Consider the following 20,455-nt stretch of genomic DNA (forward strand, 5'->3'; position numbering starts at 1 on the left):
CCCCGGTGGCGGCAACCGCGGCCCGGGTGGCGGCGGTCACCGTGGCGGCCCGCGCGGCGGCTGATCAGCTTCAATGAAAACGGCCCTGCGGGGCCGTTTTCTTTTATCCCGCACAGACGCTCAAGGCTCTTTCCAGGTGCTCCAGTTGATCACCTTTACAAAGTTGCCATCGTGGTCTGGCGTCACCATGAGGACGCCCACCCCGCCCTTGGGGCTGCTCCCCGAAACGATACGCCAGGCACCAAAGGTGTGATCCCTGCCATGAAGAACGGTAAACCTCCGGTAATAGAGCCCGGAGGGGTCGGGGCGAGCCCCGACAATGGGCTGATCAAGGAATTTGCCGTTCCCCACCAGGGTCTTGTCAGGGTTCGGTGAGTGCGGCCCGAAGTCCCGGATCTCCACGATGCGTTTCCTGACCGGAGAGGGAAGGCTCTGCATGTCGACCAACCTCATTCCTCTATCGTCCTTGCGGAACAGACTGTCGGGACGAACAGGGCTGGGGGAGCGGGCTGGTTGAACGGACGGCCGCGCTGACGCGCTGACTGCGCTCACCTGCGGCGTCGCCGGCGGTGCGCCCGCGGAAGTTCCCCCCGCCTTGTTCGCCCAGGACTTGCTGGCGCTGGAATCCTTCAGTCTCATCAACCGCTGACGGCCCACCATGCCCGCCCCCGCCAGCAGGCCCACCGCCGCAATCACCCCGGCGACGATCCAGGGGTTCACCCCGCCATCGCCGCCTTCTCCGGAGGAAGGGTTGGCTGCCGCCATGACGCCCGCTGTGCCGAGTCCACCTATGGCCCCCAGCGCCATCACCATTGCGGGTATCCAGGATTGACCACTGGGGTCGGCAAGATTGACCGGGTCGCCCGCGCAGTACGCATAGGCGTTGATGCCACCGCGACCGAACGGGCTCAGCCGGTCCGGGCTGTGAAAGCGCATCAACAAGGGGTTGAAGGCCCGCTGGCCATTGCCCAGCAACTGCCAGTGGGAGCCGTTTTCGTGAAGGGTGCCGTTGAAGCCCACCCGCATCGACGTTGTCATGGTGATCCCCTACCCCGCAGGCAAAGGATCGTCGCAGCCAGGTTAGCGGAGAGTGATGCGCCTTCGGAGCAGGTCAGCGACGTTCGATCGTGAACTTGCTGCCCGCCACGCCCAGGTCCCAGCCCTTGCCGGTACCAGCCAAAGCCAGCGACACATCGCCCTTGGTCACCACCTGCGCGCTGCTGGATTTGTCGGCACCTGCGTGTGCTTCCACCGAAGCGTACGACCCGATCAGGTCATTGACCGAATACGCCCCGCTGAAGCGCCCCTTGCCATCGGTGATCTTCGACTTGCCCACGGTCAGGCCACCGCCTTTGACCGTGATCTTGACCGGGATGCGCGCGCCGTTGTCGCAGGTAATCGTGCCGGTGCCCGAGGCGGTTTTGTAGAACACCGACCAGCCGGACAGGTTGTAATGCAGCTCGCAGTCAATGTTGCCGGCGGCATGGGCAGAGGGCAATGCGGCAAGTCCAGCCAGGGCAACCAGCGCGAGGGAGAACTTTTTCATGGAGGCAATCTCCTGCAGACAGAATGGAAGCGAATCTAGCAGACTGTGGTGAACGGCTCCGCAAGATTACCAAGCGCCATTCCGCCTGATCTTTTTTGCCTGTCTTGCATGCTCGGAAGCGGTGGTCGACACCGAGCTGAAGGATTCGCCACGATGCAGGCGCTGTACGAAACGGGCATCGGCACCGGTATACACCCAGTTGCTGTTGAGGTCATCCAGCATCATTGCCCTTCTCGTTTCAGGCACCTGCGGCAGGGAAACCGGATCAATCGAGCTCACGCTGCCTGACCGGACGCTTGATGGAGCAGCGATTCGTGTCTTCTGCCCCATCGGTGCCATTCGCGGCGTACCTGCCGGTGGCGGTATCGATATCAGCGAGGGAGATGAGGGGCTCACCGAAGGCCTGGGCGTCATGTTCACTGCGCCTGGCAACGAGGACGACCGGCGGGACGCTGAAGCGGAAATGAGCCTGTCCAGCATCCGGTTACCGATACGGGTGTGCCCGGCGAACACCGCCCCTGCGGCGATCACGGATAGCGCCGCCACCGTTCCGAGAACGCCTTTGACCGCTCCGTCGTCGACCACGCCCGCGCCTACTGCCATTCCGGTGCCTGTAGCCAGCAGGCCCCCGATGCCCAGCCAAGCGATCCAATGCTGTCCGTTGGGATCCATTCTGTTCTGTGGATCACCCTCACAGTATGCATAGGCGTGAACGCCACCCTTGCCGAAAGGACTCTGGTGATCGGGGCTGTGGAAGCGCATGAGCACCGGGTTGTAGGCCCGATGCCCATTACCCAGCACCTGCCAGGCAGTGGCCGGCTCATGCAGCTGTCCGTTGAAACCGATACGGGAATGCGCGATGGATCGCGCTGGGGTCAGCGACAGCATGTCATCACCTTTGCGGCAACTGTGCTCGCCTCGCGTGTCCCCCGCAGGCAGGCAAAGTGTCACCGGGGCACTGTTGGCCGCGTGTGATGAGGTCAGGCCTAGGCGAGGCTCACTTCAGACTGAACGCGTCCGCATCCAACATCGCCGGGAAGCGCGCCCGATGTGCTGCCAGGGCGGCGGCAGAGATCGTGGTGGTGACCACCTGCTCGATCTCGCGCACCTCGACCTGCGGCTGGCCCAGGAAGTCGATCACCGCGCTGTCGCCCGCATAGTGAAGCTGATTGCCGTCCACGCCCACGCGGTTCACTGCCGCCACGTAGCACAGGTTTTCAATCGCCCGTGCGCGCAGCAACGTACGCCATGGATAAGCGCGTGCCGAAGGCCAGTTGGCGACGAATATCTGCAGGTCGAAATCCAGTTCTTCCGCGCGCTCCACGTCGTAGCGGTTGCGGCAGAACACCGGGAAGCGCAGGTCGTAGCAGACCAGCGGATTGATCCGCCAGCCTTTCCATTCCACCGTCAGCCGCTCATTGCCGGCCGCATAGCGCAGGTGCTCATCGCCGTAGCGGAACAGATGGCGCTTGTCGTAGTGCTGCAGGTCGCCGTCCGGCGTGGCCCACAGCAAGCGGTTGTACACACCCTCGCCCACCCGAAGCTGCACGCTGCCGGTCACCGCTGCACCCAGCTTGGCGGCCTGCTCGCGCATCCACGCCACAGTCGGGCCTTCCATGCCTTCGGCACGGAAGATGGCGTCGTTGGAAAACCCGCTGGTGAAAGTTTCCGGCAGGATCACCAGGTCGGTGTTACCGGCCAGCGGAGCCAGCAACGCGCCGTAGTGCTCGCGGTTGCCTTGCGGGTCGTGCCAGCGGGTGTTGCCCTGCACCAGGCTGATGCGCAGGTCGGGGCGTGCGGGGGCGTTCATCAGAGCACCTTCAACCGCTCGATGGCGGCGTCCAGGGTGGCGTCATTCTTGGCAAAGCACAGGCGGATCAGGCGCTGGCCTTCCGGCGCGGTTTCATAGAACGGCGACAGCGGAATGGCGGCCACACCCTTTTCAATGGTGAGCCACTTCACGAATTCGTGGTCCGGCAGGTCGCTGATCGCCGAATAGTCCACCAACTGGAAGTAACCGCCGGGCACGGGCAGCGGCTTCAGGCGCGTGCCCAGCAGCTGCTCACGGAAGCGGTCGCGCTTGGCCTGGTAGAACGCGCCCAGTTCCAGATGATGTTCGGGCTCGTCGCGGATCATCGAGGCGAAGCCGAACTGGGCCGGGCCGAAGCTGGTGAAGGTGTTGTATTGGTGCACCTTGCGGAACTCGGCGCTCAGTGCCGGCGGAGCCACGGCGTAACCGATCTTCCAGCCGGTGCAGTGGTAGGTCTTGCCGAAGCTGGAAATGACAAAGGTGCGTTCGCGCAGCTCGGGGTAGCGCAGTGCGGATTCGTGGCGGCGACCGTCGTAGATGATGTGTTCGTACACTTCATCGGAAATGAGATAGATGTTGGTGCCGCGCAGCACGTCGCACAGGGCCTGCATGTCGGCTTCGGTCAGCATCGCGCCGGACGGGTTGTGCGGAGTGTTGACCATCAGCAGACGGGTGCGTGGGGTGATCGCGGCGCGCACGCGGTCCCAATCGACAGCGAAGGTCTGCGGGTCCAGCGGCACATGCACGGCGCGGGCACCGGCCAGGTCGATCGCTGGTTCGTAGCAGTCATACGCCGGGTCCAGCACGATCACTTCCTCGCCGGGGCGGACCACGGCGTGGATGGCGTTGAAGATGGCCTCGGTGGCCCCGCTGGTGACGGTGATCTCGGTGTCGGGATTCACCTGCGCGCCGTACAGATCCAGCGACTTCTGGGCGATGGCCTGGCGCAGCGGGGCCACGCCGGTCATCGGCGGGTACTGGTTCAGGCCGCCATTCATGGCTTTGACGGTCTCGTCGATGAGCCGCTGCGGCGCGGAGAAATCCGGGAACCCCTGCCCCAGGTTGACGGCCCCGTGCTCGGCGGCGAGCTGGGACATCACGGTGAAGATGGTGGTGCCCACCTTGGGCAGCTTGGTCTGCGGGTTCATGTACATCCGGAGCGTGGGGCAGGAGACATTGAAGTGTAAGGGATCGGAATCCGGTCCACGCGGCCATCTACGCACATCCAACGGGAAACGATCCCGCTACACTCCCCCCATGCACAACACCCCGAACACCCCGCCGCTGCTGGCTGCGCACGGATTGACCTTCAACCGCAACGATGAACCGGTGTTCGGGCCGCTCGACCTGCAGGTGGATGCCGGCGAAGCCCTGCTGGTGCAGGGTGGCAACGGGGCGGGCAAGACCACCCTGCTGCGGGTGCTGGCCGGGCTGCTGCGCCCCTCGTCCGGGCAGATCCAGATTGACGGCAAGCCGGCGGGGCGTCGTGAACGTGCCCAGTTCGTGTCCTACCTGAGCCATCTCCCTGCCCTCAAGGGCGACCTGGATACGCTTGAGAACCTGAATTTCCTGTGCGGCCTGCATGGCCGCCGGGCCCGCCAGATGCCGGGCAATGCCCTGGCCATCGTGGGCCTGGCCGGTTATGAGGACACCTTGGTGCGGCAGCTCTCGGCCGGGCAGAAGCGACGGCTGGCGCTGGCCCGCATCTGGCTGTCGCCGGCACCGCTGTGGCTGCTGGATGAGCCGTACGCGAATCTGGACCTGGATGGGATCAACCTGGTGAACCGGATGATTTCGGCGCATCTTCGGGCTGGTGGGGCGGCGTTGGTGACGACCCATGGGGCGTATGCGGCACCGCCGGTGCGGACGCGGGTTATCGAATTGTCGGATATTGCGCCAACGGCAGCCGGGCAGAGCCCGGCTCTACGTCCGGATGCTTCGGCATCCGTAGTGCCGGGCCATGCCCGGCAGCCGCAGTCCCGTTCGTCGTCCGACGCCAACGGCGGTGCTGCATGATCGCCCCCGGTACCGAACCGGGCCTGTGGCAGACCGCCCGCGCCTTGATGGTCCGCGACCTGCGGCTGCTCTGGCGGCGACGCGGCGATGCACTGCAGCCGGTGCTGTTCGCGCTGCTGGTGGTGGTGCTGTTCGCGCTGGCGCTGGGCCGCGACCCGGACACCATGAGTCGGGTGGCCGCCGCCGTGCTGTGGCTGGCGGTGCTGCTGGCCGGGCAGCTGGCGCTGGATTCGCTGTTCCGCAGCGACGCCGAGGACGGCTCGCTGGAACAATGGCTGCTGGCCCCGGTGCCGCTGGCCTGGCTGGTGCTGGTGCGGGTGCTGGTGCACTGGGCCACCACTGCCCTGCCCTTGATCGTGGTCAGCCCGCTGCTGGCGGAAATGCTGCATCTGCCGCATGACCAGCTGCCGTTGTTGCTGGCATCGTTACTGCTGGGCACGCCGCTGCTGAGCCTGATTGGCGGCGTGGTCGCCGCGCTGACGGTCAGCATCCGCCGCTCTGGTATTCTCGTGGCGTTGCTGGCGCTGCCGCTGTATGTGCCGGTGCTGGTGTTTGGTGCGGGCAGTGTGGCGGCGGCCGCGCGTGGGCAGGACCCCGTAGGTGCATTGCTGCTGCTGGGGGCCGGGCTGGTGGTCGCGCTGGTGCTGGCTCCGTTGGCCACCGCCGCGGCGATACGGATATCGTTGAGTTGATGGTTGTTGCATCTGTTGCCCCGTTCACCGCAGACGCGCATGGCGCGTCCCTACGATCAGCCGTTGTTTTGCCCATCGTTGAGATAGCTTCCGCTGCATGAACTCCCTGACCCGCTGGTTCCACCAATTCGGTTCACCGCCCACCTTCGACCGCTTCGCTGCGCGCTGGTCGCGCCTGTTCTATGTGGCGGCGGTGCCGGTGCTGCTGATCGGGCTGTACCAAGGGCTGTTTGTGGTGCCGGCCGAAGCCAAACAGCTGGACGCCTTCCGCATCATCTACATCCATGTGCCCAGCGCTTGGATGAGCCTGTTCGTGTTCGCGCTGATGGCGTTCTACGCCGCCATCGCACTGATCTGGCGGATCAAGATCTGCGAGATCCTGGCCATGGCCTGCGCGCCGATGGGCGCGGGCTTCACCCTGATCACCCTGCTCACCGGCAGCATCTGGGGCAAGGGCACCTGGGGCACCTGGTGGGACTGGGACCCGCGCATGACCAGCGAACTGGTGCTGCTGTTCCTGTACCTGGGCGTCATTGGTCTTTACCACGCCATTGAAGACCGCCGCAGCGCAGCGCGCGCGGCCGGCCTGCTGGCCATCGTCGGCGTCAGCCTGCTGCCGGTGATCCGCTATTCGGTGGACTGGTGGGGCGGGCTGCATCAGCGCCAGTCGATCAATGTGTTCGGCGACAACGCCGTGCGCGACCAGTTGATTGGCCCGCTGTGGTGGATGGTGGTGGCCACGAAACTGTGGTTTGCCGGTTCGCTGCTGGCCAAGGCCCGCGCCGACAATCTTTCGCGCGAGGCCGGCAAGGCCTGGGTGGCGGAACGGTTTGGCGGCACCCCCACCGGGGAGTCCGCGCCGTGACCCACGTACCTTTCCTGATTGCCGCGTTCTCGATCTTCATTCTGGTGCTGGCCGCCGACGCGCTCGGTTCCTGGCTGCGTCTGCGCAGCGCGAGGCGCCAGGCCCTGCGCCGCCAGGAACGCCTGCGCGCGCGTGACAAGACGCCTGCCGCCGCCCCACTCAGCACGGAGCTGAGCCGATGACGCCGGTACAGCGCCGTCGCCTGATGTGGGTGCTGATCGTACTGTTGGCCGGCGGCCTCGCAACCACCCTGGTCGCCTTCGCCCTGCAGCGGAACATCGCCTACCTCTATACGCCGGCGGAAGTGCTGCGCGGCGACGCCGGCAACCAGGACCGTTTCCGCCTTGGCGGCATGGTGGTGAAGGGCTCGTTCCAGCGGGCTGACGGTTCGCTGGAAGCGCACTTCGTGGTCACCGACGGCGACGCCACCCTGCCGGTGAGCACCTCGCGCATCCTGCCCGACATGTTTGCCGAAGGCACCGCCGTGGTTGCCAGCGGACGGCTGGAAAATGGCCGCTTCATCGCCGATGAAGTGCTGGCCAAGCACGACGAGAATTACGTGCCCAAGGAAGTGGCCGACAAGATGGGCGCGGCGCACACCAAGCACGACGTGCCGGTGCCGGCCGTGGAGGCTCGCTGAGTGCTGCCTGAGCTGGGGCAGATTCTGCTGGGCTGTGCCCTGCTGGCCGCGCTGCTGCAGGCGGTGCTGCCGCTGTTGGGCGCGCAACGCCAACGTGCGGAGTGGATGGCCATCGCCCGTCCCGCTGCCTGCGCGCAGCTGGTGCTGATCGCCGGCGCATTCGCCGTGCTCACCGCCGCGTTGGTACAGCAGGATTTCTCGGTGCGTTATGTGGCCGAAAACTCCAACACGTTGCTGCCGCTGGCCTATCGCTATTCCGCCGTATGGGGCGCACACGAAGGTTCGCTGCTGCTGTGGGTGCTGGTGCTGGCGCTGTGGGGCGGTGCGGTGGCGCTCGGCTCAAAGCAGCTGCCCGACACCGTGCGTGCCCGCGTGCTGGGGGTGATGGGCATCATCAGCGTGGGCTTCATCGCCTTCCTGTTCTTCACCTCGAACCCGTTCACCCGCCTGCTGCCCGCGCCGCTGGAGGGCCGCGACCTCAACCCGCTGCTGCAGGATCCGGGGCTGATCATCCACCCGCCGATGCTGTACATCGGTTATGTGGGCTTTGCGGTGCCGTTCGCGTTCGCCATTGCCGCGCTGCTGGACGGCCGTGTGGACGCACGCTGGCTGCGCTGGACCCGCCCGTGGACCAACATCGCCTGGGGCTTTCTCACCTTGGGCATCGCGCTGGGCAGCTGGTGGGCGTATTACGAGCTGGGTTGGGGCGGCTGGTGGTTCTGGGACCCGGTCGAGAACGCCAGTTTCATGCCCTGGCTGGCGGGAGCCGCGCTGATCCATTCGCAGGCCGTGACCGAAAAGCGCGGCAGCTTCGCCAGCTGGACCCTGCTGCTGGCCATTGCCGCCTTCGCGCTTTCGCTGCTGGGGGCATTCCTGGTGCGCTCGGGCGTGCTGACCAGCGTGCACTCGTTTGCGGCGGATCCGGCGCGCGGTGCATTCATTCTGGTGTTCCTGGCGCTCGTGGTCGGTGCGGCGCTGCTGCTGTACGCGTTGCGCGCCGGCGGCCTGAACGCGGACGACCCGCGCAAGGGCTTCATGGCCACCTCGCGCGAAACCCTGCTGCTGGCCAACAACCTGCTGCTGGCCACCGCCTGTGCGATGGTGCTGCTGGGCACGCTGTACCCGCTGCTGGCCGATGCGCTGGGACTGGGCAAGGTGTCGGTGGGCCCGCCGTACTTCGGCACCCTGTTCCTGCTGCTGATGGCACCGCTGGTGCTGCTGCTGCCGTTCGGCCCACTGGTGAACTGGCAGCGCGACCAGGCGTCGCGCCGGCTGGCGCTGCTGGCCCCGTGGGCCGTGTTTGCACTGGTGCTGGGTGCCATCGCCTGGTTCATGGCCCCGCAGGACAAGTTGAAAGCCGCCGCTGGCATTGCCGCCGCCGCGTGGGTGACCTTCGGCACCGCCCGATTTGTGTGGTCACGCCTGCGCGGCAATGGCCGCTTCAACGCGGAAATGGTTGGCATGCTGCTGGCGCACTTCGGCGTGGCCGTATTCCTGGTCGGCGCACTGCTGGTGGAGGCGCTGAACGTGCAGCGCGAGATCGCCCTTGCACCGGGCCAGCAGATCGAGATCGGCCGCTACGCCTTCCAGTTTGAAGGCGTGGACCACCAGCAGGGGCCAAACTACGTGGCCGACCGTGGTCACGTACGGGTGTTCGCCAGCGAGCGTGAAATCGCCCTGCTGCACCCGGAAAAGCGCGCCTACGCCAGCGGCGGCCAGGTGATGACCGAGGCCGGCATCCATGCGCGGGTAAGTGGCGACGTATACGTGGCATTGGGCGAGCCGCTGGGCAACAATGCCTGGGCGCTGCGCGTGCATATCAAGCCGTTTGTCCGCTGGATCTGGCTGGGTGCGCTGCTGATGGCGCTGGGCGGGTTCGTCACCGCCGCTGACCGCCGCTTCCGCCGTATCAAGGAATTACCGAATGTCTGAGCCCCGCCCCATTCCACCCGTTGCCATCGTCATCGGCGTGCTGTTCTTCTTCGGGCTGCTCGGGCTGATGATCTACGGGGTGATGAAGTCCGGTGCGCCGGACCGCGACATCCTGCCTTCGGCACTGATCAACAAGCCGGCCCCGGCCTTCGCGCTGCCGATCCTGCATGACCCGCAGACCATGGTGCGCAGTGAGGAACTGCGTGGCGCGCCCTATGTGCTGAACGTGTGGGGCAGCTGGTGCGCCGCCTGCCGTGAAGAACACCCGGTGCTGACAAGGTTCGCCGAAACCAAGCGCGTGCGCGTGATCGGCTACAACTGGAAGGACGAGCCGGCCGATGCGCTGCGCTGGCTGGAAACGCTGGGCAATCCGTTCGTGCTGGTACTGGCCGACATGGAAGGCCGCACCGCGATTGACTGGGGCGTGACCGCTGCGCCGGAAACCTTCCTGGTGGATGCCAGCGGTGTGGTGCGTTGGAAGTACAGTGGCGCGCTCACCCAGCGCGTGATCGACGACCAGCTGCTGCCCGAGCTGGACAAACTGGACCGTGCCCATGCGCAACCTGTTGCTACGCCACCGCCGGCCGAATAAAGCCCGCGCGGGTGCGCGTCGCACGACCAACGGTCGTGCGCTACCGGCGTGGTGCGTTGCGCTGGTGCGCCGCACGACCAACGGTCGTGCGCTACCGGCATGGTGCGTTGCGATTGCGCCACCGGGATGGGGCCGAACGGTGGTAGCGCACGACCGTTGGTCGTGCGGTGCAATCTCGCTCGCGCTGCTCCTCACCCTGATGATGCCCCTGCCGGCATCCGCACAGGCCATCAGCGACCCCACTCCCCTGCAATACCGCAGCCCCGCCGAAGAAGCCCGCTTCCACGCACTGGCCGCCGAACTGCGCTGCGTGCAGTGCCAGAACCAATCCCTGGCCGACTCCAACGCACAGATTGCCCACGACCTGCGCCGCGAAGTGCTCACCCTCATGCAGCAGGGCAACACCGACGCGCAGATCAAACAGTTCCTGGTCGAACGTTACGGCGAATTCGTGCTGTACCGCCCGGCCATGGACGCGCGCAACAGCCTGCTGTGGTTCGGGCCGCTGGGCATTCTGCTCATCGGCGCGGGCACTGTATTCTGGGTCGTACGCAGACGCGGCCGCAGCATCCAACCGATGGACCAAAGCGAGGAACGCTGGTGAACCTGTGGCTGCCTGCTTTTGCCGCCTTGGCCGCCGCCGTGATGGCCGTGATGGTGCTGTGGCCACTTCGTCGCAGCGGGCGCAAGGGCTTCATCGGGCTGACCGTGGCACTCGGCGTGGCCGGGTGCGCGCTGTACCTGCTGGTCGGCACGCCTGAAGCGGCCACCCCGCGCACCGAAACCGCAGCGGCCAACGACCTGCAGCAGGGCGTGCGCGAGCTGCAGCAGGCGCTGGAACGCGAACCACAACGTGCCGACGGCTGGGCGTTGCTGGGACGTTCGCAGTTGGCGCTGGGGCAGTTGCAGGAAGCCAACGCGGCGTTCGAGCGCGCGGTGGCTTTGGCTCCCGACGAGGTACCCGTGCTGGTTGAGGCCGCACAGGCGCGCGCGCAGACGAGCCCCACCCGGCAGTTCGACGATACATCGCTGCAGTGGCTGCTGCACGCGCAAGAGTTGGACCCCAACAGCGAGCGCGCGGCGTGGTTGATTGGCGTCGCGCTGCGCCAGCGGGGACAGAACGCCGAAGCCGCGCAGGTGTGGGAAACGCTGCTGCCGAAGCTGGAACCCGGGGCGGCGGCGGCCTTGCGCGAGCAGATTGCGATTGCGCGGCAGGCTGACGGCGATGGGCCGGCTGCGGAGTCTGGTGCGCACGCGCTGCGGGTATCGGTGGCACTGGCTCCGGGTACCAAGGTTGGTGCCCTCCCGGCCAATGCCACGGTGTTCATCATCGCCCGCCAGCCCGGCGGCCCGCCGATGCCGGTGGCGGTGGAGAAGCACGCGTTGGCGGATCTGCCACTCACCGTGACGCTGGATGATGGCGACAGCCCGATGCCGACGGTGAAGCTGTCGGCGCTGGACGAGGTGGAGGTTTTTGCGCGCGTGTCCGCCAGCGGGCAGGCCAACCGGCAGGAAGGCGATGTGGATTCCGCACCGGTGCGGGTGAAGCTTCCCCACAGCGGCACCGTGGAGCTGCGTCTCTGATTTGCTTCAGATACTGACGGAAACGACTCTTCCCATCGCGCGGCAGGGGACTACCATTTCCCGAAACTCGATCTGCCGCCATATGGGACCCGCCTTGAACGTACTTCGATTCCTGAACAGCACCTGCCCCCCGTTTGACCAGACACTCATGTCTGCCGAGGAATCCCGGCGGTTCCTGCAGACCTTGGACGCTCCCTTCCAGCCCAATGCAAAGCTCAAAAGCGCGCTGGAGCGCGTAGAACGGCTCTCGGAAGAGTAGAGCGAAGGGCAACGCAGGGCGTGCCTTTACGGTGTTCCATCCACCAATGCGATCCCTGCACGCCGGCCGGTTAAACTGGCCGTATGACCGAATTCATCCCCCCCGGCACCCGCTACCACCCCCTGCCCTCGCCCTTCGCTTTCAAGCGCGGCGGTGAACTGCACGGCGGCCACGTAGCCTATGAGACCTGGGGCACCCTCAACGAAAGCGCCAGCAATGCGGTGCTGATCGTCACTGGCCTTTCCCCCGACGCCCATGCCGCCGCCAATGCCGATAACCCGGCCCCAGGCTGGTGGGAGGCGATGGTCGGCCCTGGCAAACCCATCGACACCGGCCGCTGGTTCGTGATCTGCGTGAACTCGCTGGGCAGCTGCAAAGGCTCCACCGGCCCAGCCACCGTGAATCCGGCCACGGGTGAGCCCTACCGCCTGAGCTTCCCGGAACTCTCCATTGAAGACGGTGCATGTGCGGCGGTCGAAGTGGTCCGCGCTCTGGGCGTCACCGAACTGGCCTGCCTGATCGGCAATTCCATGGGTGGCATGACCGCACTGGCGCTGCTGCGCCTGCACCCGGGCATTGCGCGTAGCCACATCAACATTTCCGGCAGCGCGCAGGCGTTGCCGTTCTCCATCGCCATCCGCTCGTTGCAACGTGAAGCAATCCGGCTGGATCCGAAATGGAACGGCGGGCGCTACACCGAAACCGACTACCCGGAATCGGGCATGCGTATGGCGCGCAAGCTGGGCGTCATCACCTACCGCTCCGCACTGGAATGGGATGGACGCTTCGGCCGCGTGCGGCTGGATTCGGACCAGACCGACGATGACCCCTTCGGGCTGGAGTTCCAGGTAGAAAGCTATCTGGAAGGACACGCACGCCGTTTCGTGCGTTTCTTCGATCCGAACTGCTATCTGTATCTGAGCCGCTCGATGGACTGGTTCGACCTGGCCGAGTACGGTGACGGCGATGTCATGGCAGGCCTGGCGCAGATCAAGGTCGCCAAAGCGCTGGCCATCGGAGCCAACACCGACATTCTGTTCCCGGTGCAGCAACAGCAGCAGATCGCCGACGGACTGCGCGCCGGCGGTGCCGACGCACAGTTCATCGGACTCGAATCACCGCAGGGCCACGACGCCTTCCTGGTCGACTTCGAACGCTTCGGCCCAGCCGTAAGAGCTTTCCTCGAAGCGCTGTGACCTTTGCACACACACATGATGACGACCGGTAACTGGTAGGGTCGGTCGCCAGACGACCGCCGATAACAGTGCAACGCTCTTTAACGCATGACCTAAACCGAAACAACGCACGAACCCCCCAAATCGCGCGCAACTCCGCCAAAGGTCATGCATCACCGCGCCGATCACCGCTATCGGCGGTCGTCTGTCGATCGACCCTACCCGCTCTTAAAGACCTCATGTGCTCAAAACGTTCCGTGGAATCCAAGAACCCCACGGAACGCACCCGTAATCCACCCTCCGCCATCATCGCGCCCCACCGCGCGAGCGCCGCCGCCGCCGCGGCTTACGCATCCCAGGCAAACTAAGCACCAATCCTTCATCGGTGTGCCGCAGCGTCAACAGCGCGCTGTGGTGAATGTTCAAGCCTCGAAGCCACCACCCAAACAGCGCCACCTCCGGTGGCGGCGGGCAAACCGGACAGTCAACCTCGCTGCGGCGCTGTCTCTCCACGACACGTACCTCGAAAGGCATCTGCCGACAGCGGCAACGTAGAGGAGTACCGGCGTCTTTCGGTGGTGTGCCAACGTCATCGTCATGCATCAAGGATCTCCTGTGGTGTTCTTCCTCGCCGGGATGGCGAGGGAGTCGGGAGGTTGAGATCCGTCAGCTGTTAGCCGGGCATGGTGTATTTCCCGAGGGTGTTCTATTCCACCACCCTCCCGACATGACACGTTCAACAACAGCTGACGGAATTCTCAAGCTCCGTAGTCACAGGATGCGACAGGTTGAGAGGATAGAGGAAATGACCTTCTCGCAGACACCCCATCGAGACGGGACGACGCCACGCCACAACTGACGATATCAGCCCGTTCTTAAGGGAAAAACGTGACCCTTGTTACACATTCTGCCAATTCAACCACACCGCACAGCTATTCAATCGCCGCCCTTTCCCGCCAACTCGCGGTGTCGCATTCAGCAAGATGTGCGCGCCGACCTGACGAAATATCGCGAGAGCGTGTTTAACGCGAGCTCGATCATGATGCCAGTGCGTGCCGAAGATCGTTAAGGCTCACCAGGGGCAGTGGCAGAATCATAAAATTGAAGAGATCGGCGGCCGGGTCCGAGTACATTGCGGTGACCAGCGCAAACGGCACTGCCGACGATGGATCAAGGGTGTACAGGCCGTTGTCGTCGATGGATCCGCCGCCGACATGCAAGGCCCAGCTCGCTCCAGCGATAGGGCCCTTCCCGGCGTCGAACACCAGTTGAACCTGATCAGGCGGAACAGAGGTCTCGTCGTCGACCTTGATCACGCCAAGAAGAGGTGACTCCGCCACCATGACAAACGCCGCTTGCGAATCGCCTGTACGTGGATTGCCTACTGTGATCTCGTCCACGCTGAATGCTCTACCGCTACTACCCCCTCCCGGAACGTAGTTTCGGTCGCCAGCGTCAAAGATCACTCCCTCCTGCGGAACAACTTCCTCAAGTGTGGCTCCGGTCTCACTGCTGATCGTCCAGTTCAGTTCACCAGCATCCAAGCTTCCTGCAGACAACCTGGTTCTTCCGTCTGTCGTAGAAGAAACGAAGACCAAGGGATTGATGTCCAATGCCCTCGTCAAGACAGAAACCACAGCAGAGGCCTGCTTGTCTCCGCTTCTTGCGGTGATCCTGACCAGTCTGACATCGCCGCTGAACGACTCGGCGGCTGGAGCGCTGTAGCTTCCATCCGACGATACAGAGCCTCCTTCCCCGCCGGGCTCATCCAGTGCTTCAGTAGTCCACTGTACGGCACCAGCCCCGGATGAAACCGAAAATTTCTGAGTGCCGCCGGCCATCAAACGGACGGACGAAGGATCGATCGAAAATGAGGAAGATTGTGGTGCCGTCGTTCCAAACAAGGCTGTGTCCCAAGGGAAGTGTGCACTTGTCGCACGCACATTCCATCCTCCAGGAAAAAGTAGGCCGTCCGAACGAAATCGATCAATCCCCTCCTTCCCGATATGATCTGCAATCGAACCGATCACAGCGTCAGCACGCAACTCAAGCTCCTCCGCAACGCCTTCACTCAGCCTCTTGAAATTCTCATAGTGAACTGAGCTCAGCAATGCGCCATGCCGATAAAGAGGCTGGATCCAAGTTTGGCTACCAGGTTCGGACGAATCCAGCTGAACCGAGCCATCCGAGTTTGCTCTATACGTCCATTGTCTCTTCGCAAGCAGCGCCGTATCCATGCCGGAAATGCCGGACGGTCCGGTGGTTGCGAAGGTTGGCACCTGATTCAGACTGGATGACGAGGTTTTCCAGTTCAGTCTTAGAGCACCATCGACTAACGAAATCCGAAGCCTATCTCGATCTCCGGGCATGCCCACCAGAGGTAGCCCCACCTGGTAGGCTGTCGTTTCAAATGGGCTGACAACCGCCTCGACGGATATTGGATCAAGCACGCCCTCAGTCACTTCCAGGGTGGGCTCTCCACCCGGCTCACCATAAGCGAACTCAGGCGCTGAGGAGACAGAGCCAATCGCGTCAGCCACAAGTCTCTGCATGACGGCGCTCCGGGACACCAGCAAAGACGCGTTGAGGCCTTCTGGCACCGGAAATATCCACCCGGCATCGCCATCAGGAATCTGGCCGGCTTCGTTATCCTTCGCTGCGATCAAGACCACGATCGCTCCGTCCCCTGATTCTGACGCATCCAATGCGGCGATGGGCCGAGCGCAGAACCGACCTGGCACCAGATACCCGCCGTCCAAGGAGCCGAAGTTATTCAGAATGCTGTAGCGCGACTCGGCATTCATCGCGTCAAAACGTGCCTTGAAAAAGGCACCCACAGTGTCCTGAACAACCCAAGTATTGCCAATACTGAAAAGATAGTCCTTTCCAGTTGAGAGATCGATGTGAACCTGTCTCGCATCCTCCGCAAGCCCGGACTCGTCGTCCAGCCGAGCAAGGAAATCCAAGCGAGGTGCCTGGAGCGGCGTGTACCTGGACAGGCTGACCACCCGCCTTAAGGATCCGTCTGGCAGATCTACGGTCAGTTGTGCCCCCATGTTCGCCCTGATCGACATCGGGAGATGAACACTGCCAAGGTCGACCCCCGAAAATCTGACTCTTTGCGTACCAAAGCGCACGTCATAAAAGTACTCCCATATTCTGTTCTGAACCAATGCAACTGATCCAGTCACAGGCCGCGCCAGCGGATGGACCTCCCATCTTTCAATGTAGTCCCGGTGCAGCGAATCATTTGCCGTTTCGCCGTCATAGGCGAGCCATGCGTCCCAGCCTAGTGCGCGAGACTTCTGCTTCATCCACTCCAGTAGTTCAACCTCTGAAGGCCGTGAGCGGTTAGAAATGTCACCTTTCATGTGGGTAGCTCCTGTTTACCAAGTCAATCGCCAGCGAACCGTTCAAGAGACCGCACGACTAAAGTCTTCCAGGTCCAGCAGAGGAACCGGAAGGATCAAGTAGTTGTGGAAATCAGCGACAACCGACTCGAAGAAGGCTGTTATCACCGCGAATCGATGGGGTGAGGAGCTATTCATTGTGTAGATGCCGTCAGCGTCGATCTCCCCCGCGCCGGCGACTACCTTCCAGACCACGCCATCGACAGGGCCTTTGCCGGGATCGAACTCAAGTTTAAGTTTGTTCTCCGGCAGACCGGAGTCCTCCGCTATCGAGATTTTCCCACCGAGCACATTCTCGACCACGAGTATGTAAGACGTCGCAGTGTTTCCATTGCTGTCCGTGACTTTCACTTCGTCGATGCTGAAGGCATCCCCACTCGGCTGTTCGCCTGGCACGTAGAACATATCGTCCGCATCGAACTCCGCGCCGTTGTCCGGAGGGATGTCGGTCAACGAAGCGCCCGTCATGCTGACCAGATCCCATGAAAGTCGCGCGCCGCCAAGCGCCCCTCCCATCATCCTGACTTTCCCCCCGGCTGGCGTGACGGCTGTCACGAGAGGATTGATCATGACACTCCGCGTCACGACACGAATGAGACCCGAGCTTTCGCCGTTGCTGCCTGAGGCAACAACTCGCACCGTCGTGTAAGCGACGTTGCTTGGAAATGATGAAACTGGAGGGGCCGTGTAGAGCCCTGTGGGAGACAAAGTTCCAATGTCCCCGTAGAACCCCGGCACCCTTTCCAGATTCCAGGTTACGGATGATGCTGGCGGATCGGTCCTGCATTGCAGACTTCCACCGGCGGGAACGATTACTTCCATGGGGTCGACCACAAAGCGTCCCGCCTCGAGGGCAAGGTCACCAAACAACGCCACATCAACAGGCGCATATCCGCTCTTGATGCTTGCCACATCCAGACTTCTGAAGAGAAGACCATGCAGCCTGAGAAGATCGATCTCCCCTACGCAATCGATGATCCTATCGAAAAAGTCTTGAAACCGCTCAATCACAGCCGGCCTGGCGGCCGCCAATATACTGTCTGCGTATGGCCTCCACTCATCGCTCATATACTCCGCCACCAGATCGACGGTTATATCTGCATCCACAGGAACCATTCGCACAGACCCTGCGTCATCGAGGTGAATTCGGTAAGACCTTTCCGCTGACCAGGTGGCATCTGCGCCAAGAACTCTATATTCCCCATACCCCCCATCAATACGCAACTTGACCGGCCCGACAATACCGCTGTCGTACCCCTTCCAACTCAAGATGAACAATTCGCCAACCTTCTTCACATCGAACGTTATGTCATCGAAGAAGGAAAGTATCAACCAGATGTCTAGCTCAAGAACGCCCAGGGTTGGATGATCAATTTGCCTATACATCCTTGCATTACCAGCCTTTATGGAGATACCGCTGATTACCCCATTACCCCCAATCTCGTCAAAGTTGAATTCGCTGCCGAACCCATTCGCGACCTTCCGTATACCTTTGGCGAACAGCTGCCGCATCATGAAAGCGTTTCCGAGCAACATCGTCAGAGAGCGGTCTTGCGGAATGGGATACACCCAGTCAGCATCGGGATCAGGCTGACTCCCAACCTCACTGCCGACTGCTGCGACCATTACCATTACCGCCCCGTCGCCGAAGCTCGCGGAATTTCGATTGTCCGCGCCGGGTGCCGGCATCACCCGGAAACGAAATCGATCTGGCTGCATGAAGTCCGCGTCAGATATTCGCTGTAGTTTATTCAGAACAAATATCTTCTTTTCCGGATCCCAGCCATTGAAGATTGACTGGAAGAATCGCCCCCCGTCCTCCTGGACGATTGGAGTAGATCCAAAGGTAAGTTTTATATCCACGCCTTTCGACAGATCAATTTTGACCACATCTCCAGCACCAACGTGGCCGTCGGAATCATTAAGCAAGAGACCCGCTGTCACCTTCGGAGCCTGTAAGGGGTCGTACGATTCGATCCTTGTGACGATCTTGGCCTGGTTGGCAGGCTGTTCCACCGTCAAATGCGTCCCTCCAAGCACCTGGAGTGTCAGCGTTGCACGCGAGCTTGCAATCGTACTCTTCTCGAACGAGAGTCGCGGCGCGTCCAACAGCGTATTGTATAGATACTCCCAATGACGACCCTCGATTATTTCCATCCTGCCTTCGACAGGGTCGAAAAAGCTCTCTTCACGTGAGTATCGATCGATGTATTCCTTCAGCAGGATTCGATTAGTTTTGAAGCGATCATAGAAGATCAGCGCGTCCCAGTCGTAGGTCCGCGACCGCACCCTCATCCATTCCAGAACCTGCTGCTCGGTCGGTAAATTGGTGTTGATGTTATCGTTGGACATTACACAACTCCTGCGAAAGTGACGGACCTGGATTAATCGCGATACGCGTGTGCGAAGAGCATGGATCCGCTGTTTTGGTGGCAGTTCGGGTGCGCCGCCCAAGGGCGCTTGATCTTATGGGGCAAGTTCTACGTACAGCCGTCTGAAGTTGGGGGTGGACGGCCAGTTCTGGCCCTGGTTGAAACTCACCGTCACCTGCACGTTGAAATCGGTGTCCAACTTCAGGCCTGCCAGGAAGGTTTTGGGAATGACCGTGAGACCGTCCTTGCCGATGCCATCAATGACCTCGGCCGCAGTGAGCTGCCGCTTTTCAATCACGGTGTGCATGGCCCCCGTGCCATTGGCGCTGAGCCCTTCCACCTTGATGGTGATCCACTGATCAGCACTGATCATCACCCACGGGGCAAGCGTCAGCTTTGCACCGGTTGCAGGAACTGCCGCGAGGCTGAGCGACCCACTGCCACTCACGCCTTCGCACTGCACATTGGTGAAGTTCTCAGGAGCAATCTTCAGCACCTCCACCTGGCGCGGCGCGGACACGTACTCGCGGCCCAATGCATCGGTGACCTCGTACTGCACGCTGAGCGTCCGACCAATGTGGAAAGCGACGTGTTCCTTGGGCACCACGAAGTGATACACCCCGGGGCTCACGATCACATCGCTGCGGAAACTGCCCGGTGCCCCAAGCTCACCCCATTGCATCCACACCACGTCATCCTCGCGGATCTGCGCCGATGCAGGAACTTCCACCGTCGCCCCGCCCTGCGTGGTTTTCAGCGGATCCAGCGAGACCTTCGCGCCGGTTCCGGTGGCATTCTTGATGTTGGGCCAGCCGAACTCGCGCTCGGGCCGATGGGCGGAGACTTCCAGGTTCACGTAGCTGGCGTAGCTGCTGGCGTTGCCTGCGCGGTCCAGCACCCGGTAGCGGGCCATGCGCGTACCGTCGCCCAACGCGCGGATCGTATTGCCGTCGAACACCAGCTCCAGCGTTTTGCCGACGTCATCCTCGGTCAGCGTGTGGGTGTTCACCCGCTGGTCCTCCTCGAAGCGCGTGTCCCAGTACCAGCTGATGACGTCGCCCGGCCTCAGGGTGCTGTAGTCGGGCACCTGCCCGACCAGTTCATCCCCGTTCTGTTCAAGGTATTCCGCCGTCACTTCCGTGGTATCGAAGCCCAGGCGCCCCCCATTACCTCCCAAAGTGGGCGGCACCCGATCCACGGTCAGCTCGATCTCCTCGGAATCGCCCCACACACCGGTGCTGATCATCACCCGGTAGTACACGCGGTGCGAGCCATGCTGTTGATGAAGATCCTGCACGTTCAACAGCAGGTCTGCCGGCGGAACCGCTGCGGTCCATTCGTCTTCGTGGAACACCACGCCGTTCCAGTAAACCTCCAGGCGCTCGGGGAACCCCGGCTGCGGGTCGGAGATCAGCCACATGGGAATTTCCACCCGCAGCGGCCCCTCCAGCGCCGCGATAGGCAGCAGGTTGGGCTCGCCGCCGGGGATGTCCGCCAGGGCGGCGGGCACCTCCGGCGGTGCCAGCAGGTAGGTGGATACGGTCATGACGGCAGGTTCCGGT

The 20,455-nt window shown here is 62.9% G+C and carries 18 protein-coding genes; 10 read left to right on the forward strand and 8 right to left on the reverse strand.

What is annotated here, in order from left to right:
- Positions 1-120 precede the first annotated feature (120 nt).
- From EGJ34_RS22495 to EGJ34_RS02965, 5 genes are all read right to left on the reverse strand, one after another.
- A complete protein-coding gene (locus EGJ34_RS22495; RefSeq protein WP_221740373.1) occupies positions 121-1,038 on the reverse strand; it encodes an RHS repeat-associated core domain-containing protein in 918 nt (305 codons plus the stop codon).
- Between the two features lie 73 nt (positions 1,039-1,111).
- Positions 1,112-1,546: a hypothetical protein gene (locus EGJ34_RS02950; RefSeq protein WP_125358960.1), complete on the reverse strand. Its 435-nt coding sequence runs from the start codon at positions 1,544-1,546 to the stop codon at positions 1,112-1,114.
- A 66-nt stretch (positions 1,547-1,612) separates the two neighbouring features.
- Positions 1,613-2,434 (reverse strand): RHS repeat-associated core domain-containing protein, encoded by an 822-nt coding sequence (locus EGJ34_RS02955; RefSeq protein WP_125358962.1) that lies wholly within the window; start codon positions 2,432-2,434, stop codon positions 1,613-1,615.
- A gap of 109 nt (positions 2,435-2,543) precedes the next feature.
- On the reverse strand, positions 2,544-3,356 hold the full coding sequence (locus EGJ34_RS02960) for an amidohydrolase (RefSeq protein ID WP_125358964.1): 813 nt from the start codon (positions 3,354-3,356) through the stop codon (positions 2,544-2,546).
- The gene (locus EGJ34_RS02965; RefSeq protein WP_125358966.1) at positions 3,356-4,504 is read right to left on the reverse strand and encodes a pyridoxal phosphate-dependent aminotransferase; all 1,149 of its coding nucleotides are present in this window, start codon (positions 4,502-4,504) and stop codon (positions 3,356-3,358) included. Before EGJ34_RS02965 ends, EGJ34_RS02960 begins: the two co-directional genes overlap by 1 nt.
- Positions 4,505-4,613: 109 nt before the next feature.
- Between EGJ34_RS02965 and ccmA the strand changes: the two genes are divergently transcribed.
- From ccmA to EGJ34_RS03020, 10 genes are all read left to right on the forward strand, one after another.
- Positions 4,614-5,372: a heme ABC exporter ATP-binding protein CcmA gene (ccmA, locus tag EGJ34_RS02970; protein WP_260476885.1), complete on the forward strand. Its 759-nt coding sequence runs from the start codon at positions 4,614-4,616 to the stop codon at positions 5,370-5,372.
- A complete protein-coding gene (gene ccmB, locus EGJ34_RS02975; RefSeq protein ID WP_125358968.1) occupies positions 5,369-6,064 on the forward strand; it encodes a heme exporter protein CcmB in 696 nt (231 codons plus the stop codon). The genes ccmA and ccmB overlap by 4 nt, the downstream gene beginning before the upstream one ends.
- 97 nt (positions 6,065-6,161) lie before the next feature.
- Positions 6,162-6,929: a heme ABC transporter permease CcmC gene (ccmC, locus tag EGJ34_RS02980; RefSeq protein ID WP_125358970.1), complete on the forward strand. Its 768-nt coding sequence runs from the start codon at positions 6,162-6,164 to the stop codon at positions 6,927-6,929.
- Complete coding sequence (locus EGJ34_RS02985) at positions 6,926-7,111, forward strand: heme exporter protein CcmD (protein WP_125358972.1); 186 nt, start codon at positions 6,926-6,928, stop codon at positions 7,109-7,111. Before ccmC ends, EGJ34_RS02985 begins: the two co-directional genes overlap by 4 nt.
- On the forward strand, positions 7,108-7,569 hold the full coding sequence (gene ccmE, locus EGJ34_RS02990; RefSeq protein ID WP_125358974.1) for a cytochrome c maturation protein CcmE: 462 nt from the start codon (positions 7,108-7,110) through the stop codon (positions 7,567-7,569). The genes EGJ34_RS02985 and ccmE overlap by 4 nt, the downstream gene beginning before the upstream one ends.
- Positions 7,570-9,501 carry a heme lyase CcmF/NrfE family subunit gene (locus EGJ34_RS02995; RefSeq protein WP_125358976.1) on the forward strand — a complete coding sequence of 644 codons (1,932 nt, stop codon included), beginning with the start codon at positions 7,570-7,572 and terminating at the stop codon, positions 9,499-9,501.
- Positions 9,494-10,093, forward strand: coding sequence for a DsbE family thiol:disulfide interchange protein (locus tag EGJ34_RS03000; RefSeq protein ID WP_125358978.1), 600 nt, complete (start codon positions 9,494-9,496; stop codon positions 10,091-10,093). The genes EGJ34_RS02995 and EGJ34_RS03000 overlap by 8 nt, the downstream gene beginning before the upstream one ends.
- Before the next feature lie 172 nt (positions 10,094-10,265).
- The gene (locus EGJ34_RS03005; RefSeq protein WP_185750047.1) at positions 10,266-10,697 is read left to right on the forward strand and encodes a cytochrome c-type biogenesis protein; all 432 of its coding nucleotides are present in this window, start codon (positions 10,266-10,268) and stop codon (positions 10,695-10,697) included.
- The gene (locus EGJ34_RS03010) at positions 10,691-11,677 is read left to right on the forward strand and encodes a tetratricopeptide repeat protein (RefSeq protein WP_125359030.1); all 987 of its coding nucleotides are present in this window, start codon (positions 10,691-10,693) and stop codon (positions 11,675-11,677) included. The genes EGJ34_RS03005 and EGJ34_RS03010 overlap by 7 nt, the downstream gene beginning before the upstream one ends.
- A 342-nt stretch (positions 11,678-12,019) precedes the next feature.
- Positions 12,020-13,132 (forward strand): homoserine O-acetyltransferase, encoded by a 1,113-nt coding sequence (locus tag EGJ34_RS03020; protein WP_125358980.1) that lies wholly within the window; start codon positions 12,020-12,022, stop codon positions 13,130-13,132.
- Positions 13,133-14,148: 1,016 nt separating this feature from the next.
- On the opposite strand, the gene EGJ34_RS03025 is transcribed toward EGJ34_RS03020, so the two are convergent.
- The 3 genes from EGJ34_RS03025 to EGJ34_RS03035 form a co-directional block, all read right to left on the reverse strand.
- Complete coding sequence (locus EGJ34_RS03025; protein ID WP_125358982.1) at positions 14,149-16,482, reverse strand: hypothetical protein; 2,334 nt, start codon at positions 16,480-16,482, stop codon at positions 14,149-14,151.
- 42 nt (positions 16,483-16,524) lie between these two features.
- Positions 16,525-18,873 carry a hypothetical protein gene (locus EGJ34_RS03030; protein WP_125358984.1) on the reverse strand — a complete coding sequence of 783 codons (2,349 nt, stop codon included), beginning with the start codon at positions 18,871-18,873 and terminating at the stop codon, positions 16,525-16,527.
- A gap of 114 nt (positions 18,874-18,987) precedes the next feature.
- Complete coding sequence (locus EGJ34_RS03035) at positions 18,988-20,439, reverse strand: hypothetical protein (protein WP_125358986.1); 1,452 nt, start codon at positions 20,437-20,439, stop codon at positions 18,988-18,990.
- Positions 20,440-20,455 lie beyond the last annotated feature (16 nt).

The organism is Stenotrophomonas sp. 278, assembly GCF_003935715.1.
GTDB lineage: Bacteria > Pseudomonadota > Gammaproteobacteria > Xanthomonadales > Xanthomonadaceae > Stenotrophomonas > Stenotrophomonas maltophilia_AH.